General features: G+C 71.7%; 18 protein-coding genes. 9 read left to right on the plus strand and 9 right to left on the minus strand.

The features are described from left to right. The first annotated feature begins 81 nt into the window (after positions 1 to 81). Complete coding sequence (locus tag AB0898_RS09925) at positions 82 to 1,077, plus strand: aminoglycoside phosphotransferase family protein (RefSeq protein WP_366802353.1); 996 nt, start codon at positions 82 to 84, stop codon at positions 1,075 to 1,077. Between the two features lie 14 nt (positions 1,078 to 1,091). Here AB0898_RS09925 and AB0898_RS09930 read toward each other — a convergent pair whose 3' ends face one another. The 3 genes from AB0898_RS09930 to AB0898_RS09940 form a co-directional block, all read right to left on the minus strand. Beyond that, positions 1,092 to 2,036 carry an EamA family transporter gene (locus AB0898_RS09930; RefSeq protein ID WP_366802354.1) on the minus strand — a complete coding sequence of 315 codons (945 nt, stop codon included), beginning with the start codon at positions 2,034 to 2,036 and terminating at the stop codon, positions 1,092 to 1,094. Between the two features lie 167 nt (positions 2,037 to 2,203). After that, a complete protein-coding gene (locus AB0898_RS09935; RefSeq protein ID WP_366802356.1) occupies positions 2,204 to 3,325 on the minus strand; it encodes a peptidoglycan bridge formation glycyltransferase FemA/FemB family protein in 1,122 nt (373 codons plus the stop codon). Between the two features lie 148 nt (positions 3,326 to 3,473). After that, positions 3,474 to 6,476 carry an FAD-binding and (Fe-S)-binding domain-containing protein gene (locus AB0898_RS09940; protein ID WP_366802357.1) on the minus strand — a complete coding sequence of 1,001 codons (3,003 nt, stop codon included), beginning with the start codon at positions 6,474 to 6,476 and terminating at the stop codon, positions 3,474 to 3,476. A gap of 248 nt (positions 6,477 to 6,724) precedes the next feature. Between AB0898_RS09940 and serC the strand changes: the two genes are divergently transcribed. Continuing rightward, positions 6,725 to 7,843, plus strand: coding sequence for a phosphoserine transaminase (gene serC, locus AB0898_RS09945; protein WP_366802358.1), 1,119 nt, complete (start codon positions 6,725 to 6,727; stop codon positions 7,841 to 7,843). Positions 7,844 to 7,938: 95 nt separating this feature from the next. Here serC and AB0898_RS09950 read toward each other — a convergent pair whose 3' ends face one another. Then, the gene (locus tag AB0898_RS09950) at positions 7,939 to 8,925 is read right to left on the minus strand and encodes a WD40 repeat domain-containing protein (protein ID WP_366802359.1); all 987 of its coding nucleotides are present in this window, start codon (positions 8,923 to 8,925) and stop codon (positions 7,939 to 7,941) included. Between the two features lie 118 nt (positions 8,926 to 9,043). Here AB0898_RS09950 and AB0898_RS09955 point away from each other — a divergent pair, with 118 nt between their 5' ends. The 3 genes from AB0898_RS09955 to AB0898_RS09965 all read left to right on the plus strand — a co-directional run bounded on the left by AB0898_RS09955 (position 9,044) and on the right by AB0898_RS09965 (position 11,444). Next, on the plus strand, positions 9,044 to 9,718 hold the full coding sequence (locus AB0898_RS09955; protein ID WP_366802360.1) for a GDSL-type esterase/lipase family protein: 675 nt from the start codon (positions 9,044 to 9,046) through the stop codon (positions 9,716 to 9,718). Between the two features lie 97 nt (positions 9,719 to 9,815). Then, complete coding sequence (locus AB0898_RS09960; RefSeq protein ID WP_366802361.1) at positions 9,816 to 10,403, plus strand: Uma2 family endonuclease; 588 nt, start codon at positions 9,816 to 9,818, stop codon at positions 10,401 to 10,403. A 48-nt stretch (positions 10,404 to 10,451) separates the two neighbouring features. Next, positions 10,452 to 11,444: an aldo/keto reductase gene (locus AB0898_RS09965; protein ID WP_366802362.1), complete on the plus strand. Its 993-nt coding sequence runs from the start codon at positions 10,452 to 10,454 to the stop codon at positions 11,442 to 11,444. 153 nt (positions 11,445 to 11,597) lie between these two features. Here the strand turns inward: AB0898_RS09965 and thpR are convergent, their stop codons facing one another. The 3 genes from thpR to AB0898_RS09980 all read right to left on the minus strand — a co-directional run bounded on the left by thpR (position 11,598) and on the right by AB0898_RS09980 (position 14,123). Beyond that, positions 11,598 to 12,170, minus strand: coding sequence for an RNA 2',3'-cyclic phosphodiesterase (gene thpR / locus AB0898_RS09970; RefSeq protein ID WP_366802363.1), 573 nt, complete (start codon positions 12,168 to 12,170; stop codon positions 11,598 to 11,600). A 141-nt stretch (positions 12,171 to 12,311) separates the two neighbouring features. Continuing rightward, positions 12,312 to 13,658, minus strand: a complete 1,347-nt coding sequence (locus tag AB0898_RS09975; RefSeq protein WP_366802364.1) for an MFS transporter — start codon at positions 13,656 to 13,658, stop codon at positions 12,312 to 12,314. A gap of 27 nt (positions 13,659 to 13,685) precedes the next feature. After that, positions 13,686 to 14,123, minus strand: a complete 438-nt coding sequence (locus AB0898_RS09980) for a MarR family transcriptional regulator (protein ID WP_366802365.1) — start codon at positions 14,121 to 14,123, stop codon at positions 13,686 to 13,688. Positions 14,124 to 14,259: 136 nt separating this feature from the next. Here AB0898_RS09980 and AB0898_RS09985 point away from each other — a divergent pair, with 136 nt between their 5' ends. Then, positions 14,260 to 14,499: a ribbon-helix-helix protein, CopG family gene (locus tag AB0898_RS09985; RefSeq protein WP_366802366.1), complete on the plus strand. Its 240-nt coding sequence runs from the start codon at positions 14,260 to 14,262 to the stop codon at positions 14,497 to 14,499. Between the two features lie 57 nt (positions 14,500 to 14,556). On the opposite strand, the gene AB0898_RS09990 is transcribed toward AB0898_RS09985, so the two are convergent. Beyond that, positions 14,557 to 16,011, minus strand: coding sequence for an NCS2 family permease (locus AB0898_RS09990; protein ID WP_366802367.1), 1,455 nt, complete (start codon positions 16,009 to 16,011; stop codon positions 14,557 to 14,559). A 193-nt stretch (positions 16,012 to 16,204) separates the two neighbouring features. On the opposite strand from AB0898_RS09990, the gene AB0898_RS09995 reads away from it, so the two are divergent. From AB0898_RS09995 to AB0898_RS10005, 3 genes are all read left to right on the plus strand, one after another. Then, positions 16,205 to 16,471 carry a DUF2530 domain-containing protein gene (locus tag AB0898_RS09995; RefSeq protein ID WP_199587456.1) on the plus strand — a complete coding sequence of 89 codons (267 nt, stop codon included), beginning with the start codon at positions 16,205 to 16,207 and terminating at the stop codon, positions 16,469 to 16,471. Between the two features lie 211 nt (positions 16,472 to 16,682). After that, a complete protein-coding gene (locus AB0898_RS10000) occupies positions 16,683 to 19,004 on the plus strand; it encodes a GH92 family glycosyl hydrolase (RefSeq protein WP_366802368.1) in 2,322 nt (773 codons plus the stop codon). 208 nt (positions 19,005 to 19,212) lie between these two features. Next, complete coding sequence (locus AB0898_RS10005; RefSeq protein ID WP_366802369.1) at positions 19,213 to 21,609, plus strand: HAD-IC family P-type ATPase; 2,397 nt, start codon at positions 19,213 to 19,215, stop codon at positions 21,607 to 21,609. Between the two features lie 25 nt (positions 21,610 to 21,634). Here AB0898_RS10005 and AB0898_RS10010 read toward each other — a convergent pair whose 3' ends face one another. Beyond that, positions 21,635 to 22,468 carry a hypothetical protein gene (locus AB0898_RS10010; protein WP_366802370.1) on the minus strand — a complete coding sequence of 278 codons (834 nt, stop codon included), beginning with the start codon at positions 22,466 to 22,468 and terminating at the stop codon, positions 21,635 to 21,637. Positions 22,469 to 22,511: the final 43 nt, after the last annotated feature.

The following is a 22,511-nucleotide window of genomic DNA, read 5'->3' on the forward strand; positions in this document are numbered from 1 at the left end:
GCGACCCAAGAAACAATCAAGCGTGCTTGCATGGAAAGTATCGGCCATCACGGTGCCCCGGCCGCCCGGTACCGTCGCCCGATGCGCGAACTGACGACGACCGTCGACCTGCCGGAACTGCTGCGCAATGCGCTGGGCGCGCCCGCCGAGGCCGTCGGCGTCGAGCGGCTGCGCGGCGGCAGCAAGAAGGGGGTGTACCGGGTACGCCTCGCCGGAGCCGGACCCGCCGCCGTGATCGTGTACCGATGGGCACCGGAGGAGAACTTCTGGCCGGAAGCCGCCGGTGACCCGCCGGCGGACCCCCTCACCCTCGCCACCGGCCTCACCCCGTACCTGGCCGCACACCACGCCCTCCGGGAGGCGGGGGTACGCACCCCGGAACTGCTCTACGCGACCGACCCCGGCACGGCCGGCTCCGGCGCCGCCGACCCCGCCCCCGACCTCGCCGTGGTCGAGGACCTCCCCGGCGGCACCCTGGAGTCACTGCTGACCGCCGACCCCACCCGCGCCGCCACACCCCTGGCCGAACTCGCCCGCACGCTCGACCACATGCGACACGCCCAGGCTCCGCACTACGGCAGTGTGGGCAGCCCACACGTGCCCAACACCACCCCCGCCGAACAACTGGTCCTCGACCGCGCCCTGCGCGACCTCACCGAGGCCGCCTCCCGCGACGCCACGCTCCACCCGGCGCACGACCGCCTCGCGGCCCGGCTGCACGACCTGCGCACCCGGGTGCGCCCTCGCCCCGCCTACAGCCTCGTCCACGGCGAACTCGGCCCCGACCACGTCCTCCTCGACGCCGACGACCACCCCGTCCTCATCGACATCGAGGGGCTGCTCCACTTCGACGTGGAGTGGGAGCACACCTTCCTGCGCCTGCGCTTCGGCGCCCACTACGACCGCCTCGCCCGCCCGGACCTCGACCCCGACCGGCTCGCGCTCTACGCACTCGCCCAGCATCTGTCCCTGGTCGCGGGCCCGCTGCGGCTGCTCGACGGCGGCTTCCCGGACCGGGAGGCCATGCTCGGCATCGCGGCCCACAACGCCCGGGCGGCACTGGCGACGCTGGGCTGACGGACGGGCCGCGCTCAGGCTTCCGGTGCGCGCGTCGGAACCGAGGCGCGGCGCGTCTGCGTGCGGACCGCGCCGATGCTCGCCGCGATGACGAGGGCGATGGCCGCCGCCTGCATGGCGGACAGGGTCTGGTCGAGGACGAGGAAGCCCGCCGTGGCCGCGAGGGCCGGTTCGAGGCTCATCAGGATGGCGAAGGTGTGGGCGGGCAGACGGCGCAGGGCGAGGAGTTCGAGGGTGTAGGGCAGGACCGAGGAGAGCAGGGCGACCGCCGAGCCGAGGGCGATGGTGGTCGGGTTCAGCAGCCGGGTGCCCGCCCCGGCGATGCCCAGCGGGAGGAAGAGCAGCGCGGCCACCGCCATGGCGAGGGCCAGCCCGTCGGCCTGTGGAAAGCGGCGCCCTGTACGTGCGCTGAAGACGATGTAGGCCGCCCACATGGCGCCCGCGCCCAGGGCGAAGCCCACGCCTGTGGGGTCGAGCGTGTCGAAGCTTCCCCCGCCCAGCAGGAAGACACCCCCGAGGGCGAGCCCGGCCCACAGCACGTTGATCGCGCGGCGCGAGGCGAGGACGGAGAGGGCCAGCGGGCCCAGGACTTCGAGGGTGACGGCGGGACCGAGCGGGATACGGGCGACTGCCTGGTAGAAGAGGCCGTTCATCCCGCCCATGGTGATGCCGAAGACGATCACCGTGACCCAGTCGGCGCGGGAGTGCCCACGCAGCCGGGGGCGGCAGACCACGAGGAGCACCACGGCCGCCGCGAGCAGCCGCAGGGTGACCACGCCGAGCGCGCCCGTGCGGGGCATCAGCGTCACCGCGAGCGCGCCGCCGAACTGGACCGAGACCCCGCCGGCCAGCACCAGCCCCACCGGCCCGAGCGAGCCGAACCCGCCCGCCCCGCCCGGCGGCGACTGCGACGCGCCGGTTGCCGAGGTGGTCGTACTGGAGGTGCTGACGGGAGTCACGGGCGGTCCTGAGGTCGGGCTCGGATCGGATCATGTGCATCTCGATGTACTGCCCGGTCCACGGTAATGGACCACCGTCAGGTGTGTGAAGCGATTTCGCGCCTGTACGACCGACCGTCCCGGATGCTGAGAAGCGACCCCTGCGAACCTCCCTGTGACCAGGGGTTTCAGCGGCGGCGCATATACGTCTCCAGCGCCTTGTGCAGCAGCCGGTTCAGCGGGAAGTCCCACTCGCCCACGTACTCCACCGCCTCGCCGCCCGCCCCCACCTTGAAGCGCAGTAGTCCGAGCAGATGGTCGGACTCCTCCAGGGTGTCGGTGATGCCCCGGAAGTCGTAGACGTGCGCACCGCCTTCATGAGCGTCGGTCATCATGCGCCACTGCAGGGCGTTGCTGGGCTGGACCTCGCGCTTGCGGGCGGTCGAGGCGCCGTAGGAGTACCAGACGTGCCCGCCCACGGTCAGCATCGTCGCCGCCGCCAGCACCTCCCCGTCGTGGTGCGCGAGGTACAGGCGCATCCGGTCCGGGTCCTCGGCGGTGAGCGCGGTCCACATGCGCTGGAAGTACGGCAGCGGGCGCGGCACGAACCGGTCGCGCTCGGCCGTCTCGGTGTACAGCCCGTAGAACGCCGGCAGATCCTCCTCACCCCCGCGCACGACCTTGACGCCCGCCTTCTCGGCCTTCTTGATGTTGCGCCGCCACTGCTGGTTGAGCCCTCGGTGGACGTCGTCCAGCGAGCGCCCCGCGAACGGCACCTGGCACACATACCGGGGCTGGCCCGCGGCGAAGCCCTCCTCGGCGCCCGGCTCGGCCTGCCGCCAGCCCATGCGGCGCAGCCGGTCGGCCAGTTCGCGGGCGCGGGGGTCCTCCGAGGTGGGCTCGGCGTCGCGCAGCCGGTGCGCGGCCGGGTCCGCGATGGCGGCCTTGACCGCCTCGGGGCTCCAGCGCCGGGCGACCACCGGCGGCCCCATCTTCACCGAGAAGGCGCCGCGCGACTTCAGGTACGTCAGCAGCGGGGCGAGCCGGCGCTCCAGGTCCGGGGAGTGCCAGTCGATGACCGGGCCCTCGGGGAGGTAGGCCAGATACCGCCTGACCTTGGGCAGCGGCCGCAGCAGCACCAGACCCACGCCCACCAGGCGCCCGTCCTCCTCGAACCAGCCGAGGCTCTCCGCCGTCCAGTCCGGCTTCACGTCACCCCAGGACGGCAGCTGCATGTGGCTGGCCGAGGGGAGGGACGCCACGAAGGACAGGTGCTCGGCCCGGGTGACGGGACGCAGGGCGAGAGTCATGAGCGGGACTCCTTCACGGCACGGTCGCTGTGCGCTCACCCTACGAGCGGAGGCCGCCCGCGGCCCTGGCGCCGACCGCCCGTACCCCGGCCCCGCACGCCCCCTCGGCGCGCTGCCGCAGGACCGCCGTCGCGGCTGTTCCCCCCGCTCACGGCCCTCCTTCCGTCCGGTCCAGCGCGTCCGCGAGCACCTCCGCGAGGTGGCGGCCGCGTATGCCGGCCAGTTGGGCCAGCTGGGTGCGGCAGGAGTAGCCGTCGGCGAGGATCACGGCGTCCGGGGGTGCCTGCCGGACCGAGGGCAGGAGCTGGTCCTCCGCACAGGCGCGGGAGACCTCGAAGTGTCCTCTCTCGAAACCGAAGTTGCCCGCGAGCCCGCAGCAGCCGCCGCCGAGGTCCCCGGTCAGGCCCGCCGACGCGCGGAGTCTCCGGTCGGCGCCGTCGCCGAGCACCGCGTGCTGGTGGCAGTGGGTCTGGCCGGCCACCGGGCGGTCCACGGCGGGCGGCGTCCACAGGGGCGCGTGCCGCTCCAGTGCCTCCGCGAAGGTAAGGACGGAGGCGGCCAGCCGCGCCGCACGCGGGTCCCCGGGCAGCAGCTCGGGCAGGTCGGAGCGGAGTGCCGCCGCACAGCTCGGCTCCAGGACGACGACCGGGGCGCCCGCCTCCAGCACGGGTTCCATCAGATCCAGGGTGCGGCGCAGCACCGCGCGGGCCGCGTCGAGACGGCCGGTGGAGATGTACGTGAGGCCGCAGCAGACCCGACCCCGGCGGGCCCGGAGCAGCGCGGTCGCCGCGCGCGAGCGGCCGTCCCCGACCGGGCGCCCGCGCAGCCGCAGCGTCGGCGGCAGCGCGACCCGCAGCCCGGCCGCCTCCAGCACCCGCACCGCCGCCCGCCCGACGGACGGGGACAGATGCTCGGTGAAGGTGTCCGGCCACAGGACCACCAGATCCCCGGTGCCACCCGGCGCGGCACGGCCCGTGCGCCCGCCGCCGCCACCGGCCTCGCTGCCGGCCGGAGTGCCGTCCGGCCCGTGCGGGCCCGCCCGGCCCCGCCACCACGGGCTGCTCCCCCGCCCCCGCCACCACCGGCTGAACGTCCGCTCCGCCACCCGGGGAATCTCCCGCTCGGCCGCGATCCCCGCCGCCCACCGCGCCGCCCGGGCCGGCGGGCCCGCCGAGACGAGCGCGTTGAGCAGCCGCGCGGTGCGGGTGCGGGCGATCCAGCGCAGCCACACCGGGAGCGAGCCCATGCTGTAGTGCGCGGCGGGGCGCAGGCGGCCTGCGTAGTGGTGGTGCAGGAACTCGGCCTTGTAGGTGGCCATGTCGACACCGACCGGGCAGTCCGAACGGCAGCCCTTGCAGGACAGGCACAGGTCCAGCGCGTCCCTGACCTCGGTGGAGCGCCAGCCGTCGGTGATCAGCTCGCCCGCGAGCATCTCGTGCAGCAGCCGGGCCCTCCCGCGTGTGGAGTGGGCCTCCTCTCCGGTGGCGCGGAAGGAGGGGCACATCACGGCGGACCCGGACACGCTCGTCGTACGGCACTTGGCGACGCCGACGCAGCGGCGGACGGCCGCGCGGAAGTCGCCGCCGTCGGCGGGGTAGCCGAAGGTCACCTCCACCGGGCGGTGGGGCAGCACGGCGAAGCGCAGGTTGGCGTCCAGCGGGGCCGGGCGGACCAGCATGCCGGGGTTGAGCAGGTCGTCGGGGTCCCAGACCGCCTTGGCGCGCTCGAACAGCGCGACCGTCTCCGCGCCGTACATGCGCGGCAGCAGCTCCGCGCGGGCCTGCCCGTCGCCGTGCTCCCCGGACAGCGAGCCACCGTGGGCGACGACCAGGCCGGCCAGGTCCTCGGAGAAGCGGCGGAAGCGGCCGACGCCCGCCCCGGTGAGCAGATCGAAGTCGATGCGGGCGTGGACACAGCCGTCCCCGAAGTGGCCGTACGGCGTGCCGCGCAGGCCGTGGGCGGCGAGCAGGGCGCGGAAGTCGCGCAGGTAGGCGCCGAGCCGGGCGGGCGGCACCGCGCAGTCCTCCCAGCCGGGCCATGCCTCGGTGCCGTCGGGCATCCGGGTGGCGGTGCCGGCCGCGTCCTCGCGCAGCCGCCACAGGGTGCGGCGTTCGGCCGGGTCGGTGACCACGCGGGCGTCCACCGCGTCGGCCGCGCGGACCACGGACTCGGCCCGCGCGCGTGCTTCCCCCGGTGTGTCCCCGCCCGTCTCCACGAACAGCCAGGCGCCGCCCTTCGGCAGGCCGGCCGGTGCGCGGATCAGGTCGGCGGCCATGCCCTCCACGGTCAGCGGGGCCAGGGGCAGCAGGCCGGGGGCGGCCTCGGCGGCGGCGCTCTCGTCGGCGTAGCCCAGCACGGCCAGGGCACGCGCGCGGGGTTCCGGGACCAGGCTGACGACCGCCTCGGTGAGGATGCCGAGGGTGCCCTCGGAGCCGCAGAAGGAGCGGGCGACGTCGGCGCCGTTCTCGGGCAGCAGGGCGTCCAGCGCGTACCCGGAGATGCGGCGCGGCAGGTCAGGGAAGCCGGTGCGCAGGCGGGCGAGTTCGCCCTCGGCCAGGTCGCGCAGGCCGGGCGGGGCCCCGGCCCAGTTCCGCCCGAGGCGCAGCCGGTCGCCGCGCGCGGTGAGCACGGACAGCTCGCGCACGCTGTCGGCCGTCGTGCCCCAGGCCACCGAGTGGGAGCCGCAGGAGTTGTTGCCGATCATCCCGCCGAGGGTGCAGCGGCCGTGCGTGGACGGGTCGGGGCCGAAGCGCAGGCCGTGCGGGGCGGCGGCCTCCTGGAGGCGGTCGAGGACCAGGCCGGGCTGGACCACGGCGGCACCCGCCCCGGGGTCCAGGTCCAGCAGGGCGTTCATGTGCCGGGTGAAGTCCAGGACCACGCCCGTGCCCGTCGCCTGCCCGGCGATGGACGTGCCCCCGCCGCGCGCCACGACCGGCGCCCCGCGTGCCCGGCACACCTCCAGAACCGCCGCCACGTCGTCCGCGTCCCGGGGCGCCACCACGCCCAGCGGGACGCGGCGGTAGTTGGAGGCGTCCATCGTCACGAGCGCGCGGTCGGTGACCCCGAAGCCGACCTCGCCCCGCACCGCCCTCCGCAGCTCCGCTTCCAGCCCTCGCCCGAACTGCCCCTTCTCGAACTTCTCGAAGCTCATCCCGTCCCCCGTGGATCGCTCGTGGTCCCCGTACCTCGGCCGTGGACCGGTCGTGGCTCCAGCATGCATCCGATCGCTCACGGGCATCGGAAGTTGTCCACAGGCCCGTCCGGCTCATCGGATCGCCATACGAAACATCTCCGTACGAAACATCGTCGTACGAGCCCACAAGTCCACGACCCGGCGATCTCGTCTCATCCGACGGACACGGCTTCGTACCGTTTCGCGCACCCGATACGCTCCGACTCGTGGCCGACATCGAGATCCCCGCTGACATCAAGCCCGCCGACGGACGCTTCGGCGCGGGCCCCTCCAAGGTGCGGACGGAGGCGCTGGCGGCGCTCGCCGCGACCGGCAGTTCCCTGCTGGGCACCTCCCACCGCCAGGCCCCGGTCAAGAACCTGGTGGGCCAGGTCCGCGAAGGCATCAGCTCCCTGTTCTCCCTCCCCGACGGCTACGAGGTCGTCCTCGGCAACGGCGGCTCCACCGCCTTCTGGGACATCGCCACCCACGGGCTGATCGAGAACAAGTCGCAGCACCTCAACTTCGGTGAGTTCTCCTCCAAGTTCGCCAAGGCGGCGGGACTCGCCCCCTGGCTGGCCGAGCCCACCGTCATCGCCTCCGACCCCGGCACCCACCCCGAGGCGCGCGCCGAGGCCGGCGTGGACGTGTACGCGTTCACGCACAACGAGACCTCCACCGGTGTCGCCATGCCGATCCAGCGCGTGGCCGGGGCCGACGAGGGTGCGCTGGTCCTGGTGGACGCCACCTCCGGCGCGGGCGGTCTGCCGGTGGACGTCAGCGAGACGGACGTCTACTACTTCGCCCCGCAGAAGTCCTTCGCCTCCGACGGCGGCCTGTGGATCGGCGTGTTCTCCCCGGCCGCGATCGAGCGCGCCGAGCGGGTGCACGCCTCCGGCCGCCACATCCCGGAGTTCTTCTCGCTGCCCACGGCGATCGACAACTCCCGCAAGAACCAGACGTACAACACCCCGGCCCTTGCCACCCTGTTCCTGCTCGACGAGCAGCTGAAGTGGCTGAACGGCCAGGGCGGCCTGGACTTCGCCACCGGCCGCACCAAGGACTCCTCGACCCGTCTGTACACCTGGGCGGAGGAGTCCAAGTACGCCACCCCGTTCGTCACCGACCCGGCCAAGCGCTCGCAGGTCATCGGCACGATCGACTTCTCGGACGAGGTCGACGCGGCCGCCGTCGCCAAGGTGCTGCGCGCCAACGGCATCGTGGACACCGAGCCGTACCGCAAGCTCGGCCGCAACCAGCTGCGCATCGCAATGTTCCCGGCCATCGACCCGGCGGATGTCGAGGCGCTGACCAAGTGCGTGGACTACGTCATCGAGCGGCTCTGACCGCGCGCCGGCTCTGACGCCGGTTGAAACGACGGCAGGGGGCGCCCGGTGCCACACCGGGCGCCCCCTGCCGTACGCACGCCTCCCGCGCGCTTCTACACGCCGTCGCCCTTGCGCCGCATCCGCCGTACCCCGAACAGCGCGGCCGCGCCGAGGGCGACCACGACGGCGCCCATCCCCACGTTCCCGCCGGAACCGGTCCCGTCACCGGAGGCCGAACCCCCGCCGCCGGAGGGCGACTTGGAGGCGGAGGCGTCCGTCGAGCCCTTGGGTGCGTCCAGGGCGCGCACCGAACTCTCCGCGCCCTCGCTGCCGTAGAGCAGCTTGGTGCCGTCGACGGAGTAGGAGACGGACTCCCCCTGGCCCTGGAGGGGCACGTCGAGCCGGCCCTTCCGTTTGATCTTTCCGCCGTTCCAGTCGTAGTAGATGCCGCCGAGATAGCCGCGTACGGCGAGCTGCCGGCCGTTGGGCGAGATGGCGGCGTCGGTGGCCCACAGGTCGACCGTGGCGACCGGGCGGAAGATGTTCGTGCCCGAGGAGGACAGCTGGGCAGGGCCCTCGTAGAGGTGACCGCCGTCCTCGTTCTTGTCGATGATGTACGGGCGCCCGGTCTTCGGGTCCACGATCAGCGACTCGGCGTCGCGCGGGCCGTCGGAGTACTTGACGACGTACTGCGTCGCCGTGACCGTCTGGTCCTTGAGCTCCTTGGGCTCGGGCAGGCGATAGATCCACACGTAGGGCCAGCGGCCGTGGAAGTTGTCGCCGATGTCGCCGACGTAGAGCTGGTCGTCGGGGCCCATGGAGATGGCCTCGACATCGCGCGGGGAGCCGATGCCGCGCAGGGTCAGCGTGGCGACGGTCTTGCCGGTCGCGCTGTCGACGGCGTACAGGTACGGGCCGTCGTCGCTGTCGTTGTGGGTCCAGTAGATCCCGGGGTGCTGCCGGGAGGCGGCCAGGCCGCTGGACTCGGTGATCCTGGGGTCCTTGATGGTGAACCCCTGGTCCCCGTCGGCGGCGGACGCGGGCAGCGCGCAGGCCCCCGCGAGCAGGGCCCCGGCGAGCAGGGCGAACGGTCGGCGCATGAGCCAAGCGTGCCACCCCGCGCGGGTGTTCACCGGGCGAGTCGTCCGGCCGCCCCGTGGCGGGCCTCACACCGCTTCCGATTCCCCGCGCGTCCCTGTGATCGTCCATGATGAGCGAATGCTCAGGTTCATGCCCGTAGGTGACTCCATGACGATCGGGAGCGCGGGCGAACACACGTGGCGGTACCGGATGTGGCAGCACCTGCGCACGACGTACGGCGGCCCGTTCCGGATCGTCGGCCCGCGCGAGACGCTGTACGACCAGGCCACGCAGTCGGCCGACTCCCACGAGTACGCCGACCCCGGCTTCCCGCGCGCGCACCTCGCCGGCTGGGGCGAGGGCTGGCTGCACATGGCCCCGCTGATCGGCGACGCGGTCCGCGCCCACCGCGCGGACGTCCTCCTCGTCTCGCTCGGCCTGATCGACCTCGGCTTCTACACCAACGCCGAGCAGACGACGGACAACGTGCGGGCGTTCGTCGAGGCGGCCCGTTCGGCCCGCCCCCGCGTCCGCATGGTCCTGCTGCCGGTCATCCCCAACGTCCGCGCCGCCGAGGACGCCCCCTTCGCCGACCAGGTCACCCTCTTCAACACCCTCCTCGCCAAAACGGTCGCCGACCTGGACGAACCGCGCTCACCCCTGCTGCTGGCCTCCGCACCGAGCGGCTGGGACATCCACACGGACACCTACGACGGCACGCATCCCAACGCGAGCGGGGAGCACCGGATCGCGGGGGCGTTCGCGGGGGCGATGTACGAGGCGTGGGGGGTGGGGGCGCCGTACGCGGCTTGAACGGATTGACCGACCTCCGGCGTCTCCCGGTCACGGTGCGTATCGTTTTACCGCGCGGCTGCACATCTGCGTGGGCAGCCGCGGGAGGAGCGCCACGATGACCGTCCTCGACGACAGGACCGCGATGGCCGAGAGCGACACCGGACGCTTGGACGAGTGGTTCGAGCTTCTTGAGCGCATGCCCGTCCCCGAAGGATTCAGGGCCGAGATCGTCGGGGGCTGCTTCTACATGGTGCCGCAGCGGAACACGCGTTGGCAGATCATCCGTAGGGTCCTGCGGGCCCTGGAGGACAGGTTCGGAAGGGACGTCCTGGTGTTCTCGGACGTCCGCATCGACTTCCCCGGCCACGAGAACGGCTTCTGCCCGGACATCGCCATGCTCAAGGACTCGGCAGAGCCGGACGCGACAGGTCACTGGCGCCACCAGGACGTCGAATTCATCGCCGAAGTCATCTCCGCCGGTACGGCCGCCAACGACTACGGCCCCAAGAGGACTGCCTACGCGGTCGCCGAGGTCCCTGTGTACGTCATCGCGGACCCCTACCAAGGGCGCTGCCACGTCTACACCGAGCCAAAAGACGGCGAGTACGTCCGTGCTCTGGAAGTGACGTTCGGCGGCGACATCGACCTCACCGGCACCCCCGTCGACCTCACCCTCAAAACCCACGACTTCCCCCGCGACTGACCCCACCCGCTTGCCTGGAGCGCACTCCAAGCCGTTGGCTAGGCAGACATGAGGTACACGCAGCTTGGACGTACGGGACTGAAGGTCAGCCGGCTGGTGCTGGGGACCATGAACTTCGGGCCGCAGACCGACGAGGCGGACAGTCACGCGATCATGGACGCGGCGCTGGACGCGGGGATCAACTTCTTCGACACGGCGAACGTGTACGGCTGGGGCGAGAACAAGGGCCGTACCGAGGAGATCATCGGCAGCTGGTTCGCCAAGGGCGGCGACCGGCGCGAGAAAGTCGTACTGGCCACCAAGGTTTACGCGAACATGGGCACAGAAGGCGACGCCTGGCCCAACTACGACAAGCTCTCCGCGCTGAACATCCGCCGCGCGGTGGACGCCAGCCTGAAGCGGCTGAAGACGGACTACATCGACCTCTACCAGTTCCACCACGTCGACCGGAACACCCCGTTCGAGGAGATCTGGCAGGCGATCGACGTCCTGGTCACCCAGGGCAAGATCCTCTACGCGGGCTCCTCCAACTTCCCCGGCTACAAGATCGCCCAGGCGAACGAGACCGCGCTGCGGCGCGGCAACACCATCGGCCTGGTCAGCGAGCAGTGCCTGTACAACCTGGAGGAGCGGCGCGCCGAGATGGAGGTCATCCCGGCCGCCCAGGAGTACGGGCTCGGCGTCATCCCCTGGTCGCCGCTGCACGGCGGACTGCTCGGCGGGATCATCCGCAAGGAGGCCGAGGGCGGCCGCCGCACCTCGGGCCGGGCCGCCGACGCCCTGGCGAACGCCGCCGTACGCACGCGCCTGGAGGCGTACGAGGAGCTGCTGGCCAAGCACGGTCTGGAGCCCGGCGAGGTCGCGCTGGCCTGGCTGCTGACCCGCCCCGGCGTCACCGGTCCGATCGTCGGACCGCGCACGGCGGCCCAGCTGGAGTCCGCGCTGCGCGCGGTGGAGCTGGAGCTGAGCGAGGACGTGCTGACCGGCCTGGACGAGATCTTCCCGGGCCCGGGGCCGTCCCCGGAGGCCTTCGCCTGGTAGCGGCACAAAAGCCGGTACGACAGTGAGGCCGCTCCCGGACACACCGCGGAGCGGCCCCGCTAGCGGAGGGCCGCCACAGCGACGACCACCAGCATGAGTACGAGCGCACCGGCCATGATCCGGTTCCGGGTATTCGGGTCCACGACAACGAGCCTAACCGGACGCGCCCAGTGCCCAGCGGCCGACCGCCTCGTACCGGGGCTGCTCGCCGGGTACGCCGGACCTCGGCAGGTCGCTGCGGACCAGGGTGAGGGCGTCGACGGTCCAGGTCGGGCCGGTGAAATCCGCGAGGGCGTCGGCGTACGGCGCGAGGTCCACGGTGTCCCGGCCGCGCGCGAGGGTCAGGTGGGGCTGGTAGCGCCGGTGCTCCTCGTGTCCCGCGCCCGCCTTGCGCCCCGCGGAGCGCGCCCGCTCGGCCAGCAGGCGCAGGGCGGCCACGTCACCGCGCGCGCCCGCCCACAGCGCCTTGCCGCGCCCGAAACGGCCGCCTCCCGCGATCGCCAGCGGGAAGGACGCCGTGCGGTGGGCGGCCCGGGCCAGCCGGCCGGAGAGGTCGGGGACGAGCTCGCCCGGGACCTCGCCGTAGAAGGCGAGGGTGAAGTGCCAGCCCGGGCGGCCGGTCCAGCGCAGCGTGTCCGCGCCGGGCAGCCGCCGCAGCAGCGCGACCTCCCTCGCGAGGCCGGCCGCGACGTCCTCCGGGGGCAGGACGGCGGCGAAGAGTCTCATGCCCTCACCTTGGCAGACCGGACCGCCACCCCTCCGCATGATGAAGAACGGCTTCGCCCCGGCCGGGTCCTTCACCGTGAGGGAGAAGGAGTGGCCGGGGCCGGTGCTGAGCCGCCGGGTCCAGGGCTCTTTCCGGAGGCCTCAGGCGGCCGCCGTCAGCTCCTCGCGCTCGCGCGGGACGAAGCGCAGGCTCGGATGCCCCCGGTGCCAGCCGAGGGCCAGGCGCAGGTTGCCGACACGGGCCAGGACGAGGCCGATCGCGGTGGCGGCGGCGACCGAGACGAGGCCGCCGGCCGCGAAGCCCACGCGGGCGCCGTAGGCGTCGGTGATCCAGCCGACGAGCGGGGCGCCCAGCGGGGTGCCGCCCATGAAGACCATCATGAACAGGGCCATCACCCGGCCGCGCATGGCCGGGTCGGTGCCCATCTGCACGGCGGTGTTCGCGGTGACGTTGACCGTGAGGCCGAAGACGCCGATGGGCACCATGAGCGCCGCGAACAGCCAGTACTCCGGCGTCACCGCGGCCACCGTCTCCAGCGCGCCGAAGCCGATCGCGGCGGCGATCAGCACCCGGAGCCGGGCCGTGCCGCGCCGTGCGGCGAGCAGGGCGCCGCCGAGGGAGCCGACGGCCATGAGGGTGTTGAAGAGGCTGTAGGCGCCCGCACCCGCGTGGAAGACGTTGTCCGCGAAGGCGGAGAGCCAGACCGGGAAGTTGTAGCCGAAGGTGCCGACGAACCCGACCAGGACCACCGGCCAGATCAGGTCCGGACGCCCCGCGACATAGCGCAGCCCCTCGCGCAGCTGGCCCTTGCCGCGCGGGGCGCGGCGGCCGGGGTGCAGTTCGCGGGCGCGCATCAGCATCAGGCCCGCGATGGGCGCGACGAAGGACAGGCCGTTGAAGAGGAACGCCCAGCCGGTGCCCACTCCAGTGATCATCAGACCGGCGACGGCGGGGCCGACGAGCCGGGCGGACTGGAAGTTCGCGGAGTTCAGGCTGACCGCGTTCTGGAGCTGGTCGGGGCCGACCATCTCGGAGACGAAGGACTGCCGGGCCGGGTTGTCCACGACGGTGGCGAGACCGACCGCGAACGCCGCCACGTAGACGTGCCAGACCTGGACGTGCCCGGACAGGGTCAGCAGGGCGAGCGCGAGGCCGGTGAGCGCCATGGCGGACTGGGTGACCAGCAGCGTGGGGCGCTTGGGCAGCCGGTCCACGAGGACACCGCCGTAGAGGCCGAAGAGGAGCATCGGCAGGAACTGCAGGGCGGTGGTGATGCCGACGGCGGCGGAGGAGCCGGTGAGGCTGAGTACGAGCCAGTCCTGGGCGATGCGCTGCATCCAGGTGCCGGTGTTGGAGACGACCTGGCCGATGAAGAACAGCCGGTAGTTGCGGACCTTCAGCGAGCTGAACATCGAGGACTTGGCGGGAGCGGGGTTCGTAGGGGTCATCGGTGCGGGGGCGGAAGCTGCTCCGGGGCCCGTACTCAAAAGGTCGCCTCCTTGCGTGTGCCTGACTTACAGATGCGCGAGCTTCTCCAGGACGGGGGCGGCGGCGCGCAGTGCGGCCCACTCGTCCTCGTCGAGGCCCTCGACCAGGCCGGCCAGGAACGCGTTGCGCTTGCGACGGCTCTCTTCCAGCATCGTCTCGGCCTGCTCGGTCCGGGTGACCACCTTCTGGCGGCGGTCCTCGGGGTGCGGATCGAGCCGGACCAGCCCCTTGGCCTCAAGGAGCGCGACGATGCGGGTCATCGACGGCGGCTGGACGTGCTCCTTGCGGGCGAGCTCGCCCGGCGTGGCCTGCCCGCACAGGGAGAGGGTGCCGAGCACCGACATCTCGGTGGGGCTCAGCGACTCGTCGACACGCTGGTGCTTGAGCCGACGGGACAGCCGCATCACTGCGGAGCGGAGGGAGTTCACGGCGGCCGAGTCGTCGCCATGGGTGAGGTCCGGCATGTCTTTAGCGTAACTCATTACCCTGACTAAGGAACAACCGGGACGCACCGCGATGCCCGTGATGCGCGCCACTGAACCGATAGATCACCCATACGAGTGAGTCGATTGCGAAAAGTGACCCATCAGGTGGCCGGATATGGCGACCCTCGTACGCATGGGGACCAGTGTGCTCAGCCTGCGGATAGACGGGGAGCTGCTAGAGAGGCTCCGGGACCGTGCGGCCAAGAGGGGAATGAGTGTGCAGGACTATGTGATCCGCACGCTCGTCCGCGACGACTTCGACGAGCGCTTCCAGAACGCCGTGGAGGAGACGGAAAAGTTCTACGGGGCCACACCGGAGGCTCGTGACGCCTCGTGTGACCCCGTAGTGCCCTGACCGGGCCGGGTGCCGGGGGGTGGCCCTGGGGGATGTCTCCCCTCGGCGGGCCACCCGTCAGGTCAGACCCAGTGCCGGCATCAGGTAGTAGAAGCCGAAGACCGCCGCGACGACGTACATCGCCGCCGGGACCTCCCGGGCGCGGCCGGCCGCCAGGCGCAGCAGCACGAAGGTGATGAAGCCCATGCCGATGCCGTTGGTGATCGAGTAGGTGAACGGCATCATCACCATGGTCACGAAGGCCGGGATGGCGATGGTGAAGTCGGCCCAGTCGATCTCGCGGACCGAGCCCGCGAGGATGAGGAAGCCGACCGCGATCAGCGCGGGCGTGGCGGCCTGCGAGGGCACCATGGTGGCGATCGGGGTGAGGAACAGCGCGATGCCGAACAGCGCGCCGGTGACCACGTTCGCCAGGCCCGTACGGGCGCCCTCGCCCACGCCCGCGGTGGATTCCACGAAGCAGGTGGTGGCCGAGGAGGAGCTGGCGCCGCCCGCCGCGACGGCGAGGCCGTCGACCAGGAGGACCTTGTTGATGCCGGGCATCTGGCCCTGGGCGTCGGTCAGCTTGGCCTCGTCGCTGACGCCCATGATCGTGCCCATGGCGTCGAAGAAGCAGGACAGCAGGACGGTGAAAACGAAGAGGATGCCCGTCAGGACGCCGACCTTGCCGAAGCCGCCGAACAGGCTGACCTTGCCGATGAGGCCGAAGTCCGGGGTGGAGACGGGGTTGCCCGGCCACTTCGGGGTGGTCAGACCCCAGGAGGGCACCTTGGCGACCAGGTTGATGATCACCGCGAGGACGGTCATCGCCACGATGGAGATCAGGATGGCGCCGGGGACCTTGCGGACGATCAGCGCGAGGGTGAGCAGCACGCCCAGGACGAAGACCAGGACCGGCCAGCCGTTGAGGTGACCGTCGGCGCCGAGCTGCAGCGGGACGGTGGTCTGGGCGATGTCCGGGATGCGGCTGACGAAGCCGGAGTCCACCAGGCCGATCAGCATGATGAACAGACCGATACCGATGGAGATCGCCTTGCGCAGGCTGTAGGGCACGGCGTTCATGACGCGCTCGCGCAGACCGGTCGCCACCAGCAGCATCACGACGAAGCCGGCGAGGACGACCATGCCCATCGCGTCCGGCCAGGACATGCGGGGCGCGAGCTGGAGCGCGACCACGGTGTTGACGCCGAGACCGGCGGCGAGCGCGATCGGGACGTTGCCGATCACGCCCATGAGCAGGGTGGTGAACGCGGCGGTGACCGCGGTGGCGGTGACGAGCTGACCACTGTCCAGGTGGTGCCCGTACATGTCCTTCGCACTGCTCAGGATGATCGGGTTCAGCACGATGATGTACGCCATCGCGAAGAACGTCGCGAAACCGCCTCGGATCTCGCGGGCGACGGTGCTGCCGCGCTCGGAGATCTTGAAGTAGCGGTCGATGGCGCCATAGGCGGGCGCACCGCCCGGCTGCTCAGGGGCGGGGGCGGCCTTGGTGGGTGCCGACGTGGGCATTCGGTTCCTCATCACCATTGGGGTTCCCCCGAGCCCCGTTGGAGTTTCCTACGATCAGAAGCGGTCAAAGGCAAACCGTTTCAGTATGAACGTATGAACCCCGGATCGCTAACTCCACGCGTAGATTTCGGTGGAACATCCGAGCGGAACAGCGCCTGCCGAGTGACCCGGGCCACCTCGTAAGCTGTCTGCCATGACGAAGTGGACACCCAGGCACGAAGCGCCGGAGCCCCTGGAGGGGCCCGTGGTCGGCACCATCACCGGCGGCACGATCCTGTGGTTCGTCCTCTTCCTGGTCCAGCTCCCCTTCTACGGCTGGTTCGAGGACCACGGCCATCTGTGGTGGGTGTGGACCTGCCTGGCCGGCGCCGGGCTCGGTCTGATCGGCATCTGGTACGTGCGCAAGCGCGACGCGGCGATCAAGCGGGACGCGGCGCGGGAGGCCGTGCCGGTCGAGTGACCGGACCCGTGCCGGTGGAGTGAGCGGGCGGTCGCAGCCGCCGTCGCGCGCCCCCGACGCCCCGAACGACCCTCGTGCGAGACCCCTGGACGGAATGCGGATTCCGTGTTGTCATGCCCACTGCTGTCCGATGACAACGTTGTTCCGCACCGCTGACAACGTTGCCTCGCTCCTCCCCGAGCAAGTCCGGCCCGCTTCCCCAGAGGTCTAAATGACATGGACACGGCAAATCGGTCTGTGCCTGGCCGGGGCGCTGGCGGCGACCACGCTGCTGACCGCCCCCGCCACCGCCCAGGCCGGCCCGCCCGCAGACACCCGGCTGACCGATCTCGTCAACCCGTTCATCGGCACCCAGAACGAGGGCAACACCTACCCGGGCGCCGCCGTGCCCTTCGGCATGGTGCAGCTCTCCCCCGACACCGGCCACAACACCGGCTACGACTACGCCCAGGACCACATCCGCGGCTTCTCCCTGGTCCACCTCTCGGGCGTGGGCTGCGGCCTCGGCGGCGATCTGCCCGTCCTGCCCACCACCGGTGACGTCACGACCACCGACTACGGACGCTACGCCGCGAAGTTCAGCCACGACGACGAGAGCGCGAGCCCCGGCTACTACCGCGTCGGCCTGGACGGCGGCATCCAGGCCGAGCTGACCGCGAGCGCCCGCACCGGTGTGCAGCGCTACACCTTCCCCGCCACCACCAAGGCCAACGTGCTGGTCGACGCGGCCCAGTCACTGCACGGCAAGGTCGCCACCAAGGTCGAGATCCTGGACGACCACACCGTGCGCACCACGCTCACCGGGCGCGGCTTCTGCCAGGACACCGTCCCGTACACCCTGTACACGATCACGCACTTCGACCGCCCCTTCACCGCCCACGGCACCTGGACCGGCTCCACGGTCACCGACGGCGCGCGGACCGGCGCGGACGGGGCGTACGTCCGCTTCGACACCACCAAGGACCGCACCGTCGAGGCGACCACCGCGCTCTCCTACGTGGACGCGCGCGGGGCGGCCCTCAACCTGCGCGCGGAGGGCGGCCGTTCCTTCGACACGGTGCGTACGGCCGCGCGGCGGGCCTGGGAGGACCGGCTGGACGACGTGCGCGTCCAGGGCGGGGCCGACACCCTTCGCCGCACCTTCTACTCCTCGCTGTACCGCTCGTTCCTCGCGCCGAACGTCGGCAGCGACACGGACGGCCGCTACACCGGCTGGGACCAGAAGGTGCACCGCGCCAAGGGCTTCACCTACTACCAGAACTGGTCCCTGTGGGACACCTACCGCACCCAGTCGCAGCTGCTGTCCCTGCTCGCGCCGCGCGAGGCACGCGACATGGCGATCTCCGTCGTGCACATCGACGAGGAGAGCGGCTGGCTGCCCAAGTGGGGTTACGGCACGGTCGAGACGAACATCATGACCGGCGACCCGGTCACCCCGTTCCTCACCAACGCCTACCAGCAGGGGCTGCTCAAGGGATACGAGGAGCGGGCGTACAGGGCGCTGAAGAAGAACGCCGACGGCGTGCCCCCGGCCGGCTCCCCCGCCGTGGGCCGCGAGGCGAACAAGGAGTACATCGCGGACGGCTTCGCCCCGTACGTCAAGGGCCGCCCGCACGCCAAGCCCGGCGACTCGGACTACGACCACGGCGCCTCGGCCACCCTGGAGTACGCGCTCTCCGACGCGATGCTCGCCCAGATGGCCCGTGACCTGGGGCACCGCGCCGACGCGGCCCGCTATGCCGGCCGCGCCCAGAACTACCGCCGCGTCTTCGACGCCTCGACCGGCTTCTTCCGGGCCCGGGACGCCTCGGGCGCCTTCACCGGTCCCGCCGACCCGGCGCAGAGCGAGGGCTTCCACGAGGGCACCTCGTGGCAGTACCAGTGGCTCGTCCCGCAGGACCTGCCCGGCATGGTGGACCTGATCGGCGGCAAGCAGGCGGCCAACGACCGCCTGGACTCCTTCTTCGCCTACGCCGACCTGCTGAAGGACCCGGCGAAGACCGCGCGGGAGACCTGGGTGAACGGGCCGTACGCCTACTACAACGCGGACAAGTACAACCCGCAGAACGAGCCCGACCTCATCGCGCCCTACACCTATCTCTCCACCGGCCAGCCGTGGAAGACCACCGACGTGGTGCACGCGGCGCTGACCCTGTTCACGGACGGTCCGACCGGCATGACCGGCAACGACGACCTCGGCACGATGTCCGCGTGGAACGTGCTGTCGTCCATCGGCGTCTTCCCGGTCCAGCCGGGCTACGACACCTGGGGCCTGTCCACGCCCGTCTTCGACCGCGTGGACCTCACCCTGGACCGCCGCTGGTTCCCGCACGGCCGCCTCACGATCAGCGCGCCCGGCACCTCGGCCGACACCCGCTACATACGCTCGGCCCGGCTCGACGGCGCCGCCTACGGGCGGACCTATCTGACCACCGCCGACCTGCGGGCGCACCGCTCGCTGGCCTTCACGGTGGGCTCGGCGCCGTCGGCCTGGGGCACGTCGGCGGCCGCGGCACCGCCCGCGCTGCGCTGAGGGGGCGGGCGCCGGGGCGGCGGGGCGGGTCGCTGCCGCCGCGGTGCCGGTCGCCGCTGCTGCGGCGGCGGGGCGGGGCGGGTCGCCGCGACTCGCCCCGGAACGGATTCAGGGGTACCCCCGGTTCGCGCCGGGGGCGCCCCTGAGCCGTCCCCTATTTCCGGCCACTCGGCAGGTGATCCGGCCCGTCCGCACGTAACGTCGAGGCATGACGCATATCGACGCGGGCGCCGGACTGGACCCCGTGCACCCGGTCGCGCCGCCCGGCACGCCCTCGACGGGGCTGACCCGGGCCCAGGTGGCGGAGCGGGTGGCACGCGGTCAGGTCAACGACGTGCCGGTCCGCAGCAGCCGCTCCCTCTCCGAGATCGTGCGGGCGAACGTGTTCACCCGGTTCAACGCGATCATCGGCGTGCTGTGGATCGTCACGCTGTTCGTCGCGCCCATCCAGGACAGCCTGTTCGGCTTCGTGATCCTCGCCAACACCGGCATCGGCATCGTGCAGGAGTGGCGGGCGAAGAAGACGCTGGACTCGCTCGCGGTGATCGGGGAGGCCCGGCCGACCGTGCGCCGGGACGGCAGCTCCGTCGAGGTGCCGACCAGCGCCATCGTGCTGGACGACCTGGTGGAGATCGGGCCGGGCGACAAGGTCGTGGTGGACGGGGTGTGCGCCGAGGCCGACGGCCTGGAGATCGACGAGTCGCTGCTCACCGGCGAGGCGGACCCGGTGCTCAAGCACACCGGCGACCGGCTGCTCTCCGGCAGCTTCGTGGTCGCGGGCGGCGGCGCCTTCACCGCGACCAGGGTGGGCCGCGAGGCGTACGCGGCGCAGCTCGCCGAGGAGGCGTCCCGGTTCACGCTGGTCCACTCCGAGCTGCGCACCGGCATCTCCACCATCCTCAAGTACGTGACATGGATGATGATCCCGGCCGCGCTCGGCCTGATCGTCACCCAGCTGGTGGTGAAGAGCAACGACTTCAAGGGCTCGGTCGCCCGCACCATCGGCGGGATCATCCCGATGGTGCCGGAGGGGCTGGTGCTGCTCACCTCGGTGGCCTTCGCCATCGGCGTGATCCGGCTCGGCCGCAAGCAGTGCCTGGTGCAGGAGCTGCCGGCGATCGAGGGCCTGGCCCGGGTGGACACGGTGTGCCTGGACAAGACGGGCACGCTCACCGAGGGCGGGATGGACGTGTCCGCGCTCCGGATGCTGGACGGCGCCGACGAGGAGCACGCGCGCAAGGTGCTCGGTGCCCTCGGGGAGTCCGATCCGCATCCCAACGCCTCGCTCCAGGCCATCATCGACGCCTATCCGGACAGCGAGGAGTGGCGGTGCGTGGAGTCGCTGCCGTTCTCCTCCGCGCGCAAGTACAGCGGGGCCGCGTTCAGCGAGGGCGACGGGCAGGTGAGCACCTGGCTGCTGGGCGCCCCGGACGTGCTGCTCGGCGCGGACGACCCGGCGCTCGCGGAGACCTCACGGCTGAACGAGCAGGGCCTCAGGGTGCTGCTGCTGGCCCGCGCCGCCCGGGGTCTGGACGCGCCCGAGCCCGCCGAGGGCGCCCGTCCCGTCGCGCTGGTGGTGCTGGAGCAGCGACTGCGTCCGGACGCGGCGGACACCTTGCGCTACTTCGCCGACCAGCACGTCCACGCCAAGATCATCTCCGGGGACAACGCGGTGTCGGTGGGCGCGGTCGCGCGGAAGCTGGGCCTGAAGGGCGCGGCGGTGGACGCACGCCGGCTGCCCGACGAGCTGCCGGAGATGGCCAGGGCGATGGACCGGGCCACGGTGTTCGGGCGGGTCACCCCGCGGCAGAAGCGGGAGATGGTCGGCGCGCTCCAGTCGGAGGGGCACACGGTCGCGATGACCGGCGACGGGGTGAACGACGTGCTGGCGCTGAAGGACGCCGACATCGGCGTCTCGATGGGCTCCGGCTCGGAGGCGACGCGCGCGGTGGCGCAGATCGTGCTGCTGAACAACAGCTTCTCGACGCTGCCCTCGGTGGTCGCGGAGGGCCGGCGGGTGATCGGCAACATCACCCGGGTGGCGACGCTCTTCCTGGTGAAGACCGTGTACTCGGTGCTGCTCGCGCTGCTGGTGGTGTGCTGGCAGGTGGAGTATCCGTTCCTGCCCCGGCATCTGACGCTGCTGTCCACGCTCACCATCGGCATCCCGGCCTTCTTCCTGGCCCTCGCGCCGAACACGGAGCGGGCGCGGCCGCACTTCGTGCGCCGGGTCATGCGGTACTCGATACCCGGCGGCCTGGTGGCGGGGCTCGCGACGTTCGCGACGTATCTGCTCGCCCGGCACCACTACACGGGCGCGGGGGCGCTGTCCGCCGAGACCAGTGCGGCGACGCTGACCCTGTTCCTGATCTCCATGTGGGTGCTCGCCATCATCGCGCGCCCCTATACGTGGTGGCGGATCGCGCTGGTGGCAACGATGGGGGTCGCGTTCCTGTTCGTGCTGGTCGTGCCCTGGCTGCAGGACTTCTTCGCGCTGCGCCTGGTGGGGAACACGATGCCGTGGGCCGCGGTGGGAATCGCGGCGGTGGCGGCGGCCGCCCTGGAACTCATGTGGAGAGGGGTCGACCGCCGCTTCCCCGCCTAGGCGGGGCCGTGCTCAGTCACGGGACTTACTGCACGTCCACGAAGTCGCCGGTCGCGTTGACCGACGGGGTGGTGGAGGTGCCGGCGAAGCTGTAGCGCCAGGTGCCGTCGGTGGAGGCGGTGACGGTGGTCTTCAGGTTGCCCTTGGAGTCCGAGGTCACCGTCTTGACGGTGGTGTAGGTGGTCGAGCCCTTCTTCTCGAACTGGAGCTTGACCGGCTGGGCGGTGTAGCCGTGGTACTTGTGGTCCTCCCAGTTGGCGCGGGTCAGGGCACCGGTAACCGTGATGGTCTTGCCCTTCTTGACCGGCTCCGGGGAGGCGTTGACGGTGAGCTTGGAGTTGCGCAGCAGGCTGGTGGTGGCGACGCCCGCCTTCTCGGCGAAGCCGATCTTGCTGCCGTCGGCCGGGGCGTCGGGGTTCTGGCCGTTGAGGGCGACCGCCTCGACGTCCACGGACCACTTGCCCGCGTCCGAGTTCAGCAGGTCGCCGTCGACGGGGTAGACGTCGACCGTGCCGGTGCAGGTGGCGGTGGTGGACGTGGCTGCCTTGCAGGTGGCGGGGGCGTCTCCCTCGACGGTGGCCGACGGGTCGTCCACGGAGCCGCGGTAGAGGTAGGCGTCGGTGTAGAAGTCGGACGCCTTGATGTTGACGTCCGAGCCGTGCGTCAGGGTGTACGTGTAGGTCGTGCTGACCTCGTTCGTCGTCCCGACCTTGATCGACGAGCCGATCTTGAAGTTCGAGAAGGACGCGTTCAGGGCGTACGGCGGGGCGTCGGCCGGGGCGGCGTGCGCGGCGGGCGCGACGAACGCGGACAGCGCCAGGGCGCCGGTGACGGCGGCCACGGAGGCACGAATGCGCATGTGTGTTCCCTAGGAGGGAGAAGTTCGGTGAGTCGGTCGACTC

This window comes from Streptomyces sp. NPDC005435, assembly GCF_040703155.1.
Lineage (GTDB): Bacteria > Actinomycetota > Actinomycetes > Streptomycetales > Streptomycetaceae > Streptomyces.

Coding starts and splice junctions, on each gene's coding strand:
- thpR (WP_366802363.1), bottom strand. CDS start 12,170: ATGAGACTCTTCGCCGCCGTCCTGCCCCCGGAGGACGTCGCGGCCGGC.
- AB0898_RS09955 (WP_366802360.1), top strand. CDS start 9,044: ATGCTCAGGTTCATGCCCGTAGGTGACTCCATGACGATCGGGAGCGCG.
- AB0898_RS09965 (WP_366802362.1), top strand. CDS start 10,452: ATGAGGTACACGCAGCTTGGACGTACGGGACTGAAGGTCAGCCGGCTG.
- AB0898_RS10000 (WP_366802368.1), top strand. CDS start 16,683: ATGACATGGACACGGCAAATCGGTCTGTGCCTGGCCGGGGCGCTGGCG.
- AB0898_RS10010 (WP_366802370.1), bottom strand. CDS start 22,468: ATGCGCATTCGTGCCTCCGTGGCCGCCGTCACCGGCGCCCTGGCGCTG.
- AB0898_RS09990 (WP_366802367.1), bottom strand. CDS start 16,011: ATGCCCACGTCGGCACCCACCAAGGCCGCCCCCGCCCCTGAGCAGCCG.
- AB0898_RS09935 (WP_366802356.1), bottom strand. CDS start 3,325: ATGACTCTCGCCCTGCGTCCCGTCACCCGGGCCGAGCACCTGTCCTTC.
- AB0898_RS10005 (WP_366802369.1), top strand. CDS start 19,213: ATGACGCATATCGACGCGGGCGCCGGACTGGACCCCGTGCACCCGGTC.
- AB0898_RS09940 (WP_366802357.1), bottom strand. CDS start 6,476: ATGAGCTTCGAGAAGTTCGAGAAGGGGCAGTTCGGGCGAGGGCTGGAA.
- AB0898_RS09950 (WP_366802359.1), bottom strand. CDS start 8,925: ATGCGCCGACCGTTCGCCCTGCTCGCCGGGGCCCTGCTCGCGGGGGCC.
- AB0898_RS09925 (WP_366802353.1), top strand. CDS start 82: ATGCGCGAACTGACGACGACCGTCGACCTGCCGGAACTGCTGCGCAAT.
- AB0898_RS09980 (WP_366802365.1), bottom strand. CDS start 14,123: ATGCCGGACCTCACCCATGGCGACGACTCGGCCGCCGTGAACTCCCTC.
- AB0898_RS09985 (WP_366802366.1), top strand. CDS start 14,260: ATGGCGACCCTCGTACGCATGGGGACCAGTGTGCTCAGCCTGCGGATA.
- AB0898_RS09960 (WP_366802361.1), top strand. CDS start 9,816: ATGACCGTCCTCGACGACAGGACCGCGATGGCCGAGAGCGACACCGGA.
- AB0898_RS09995 (WP_199587456.1), top strand. CDS start 16,205: ATGACGAAGTGGACACCCAGGCACGAAGCGCCGGAGCCCCTGGAGGGG.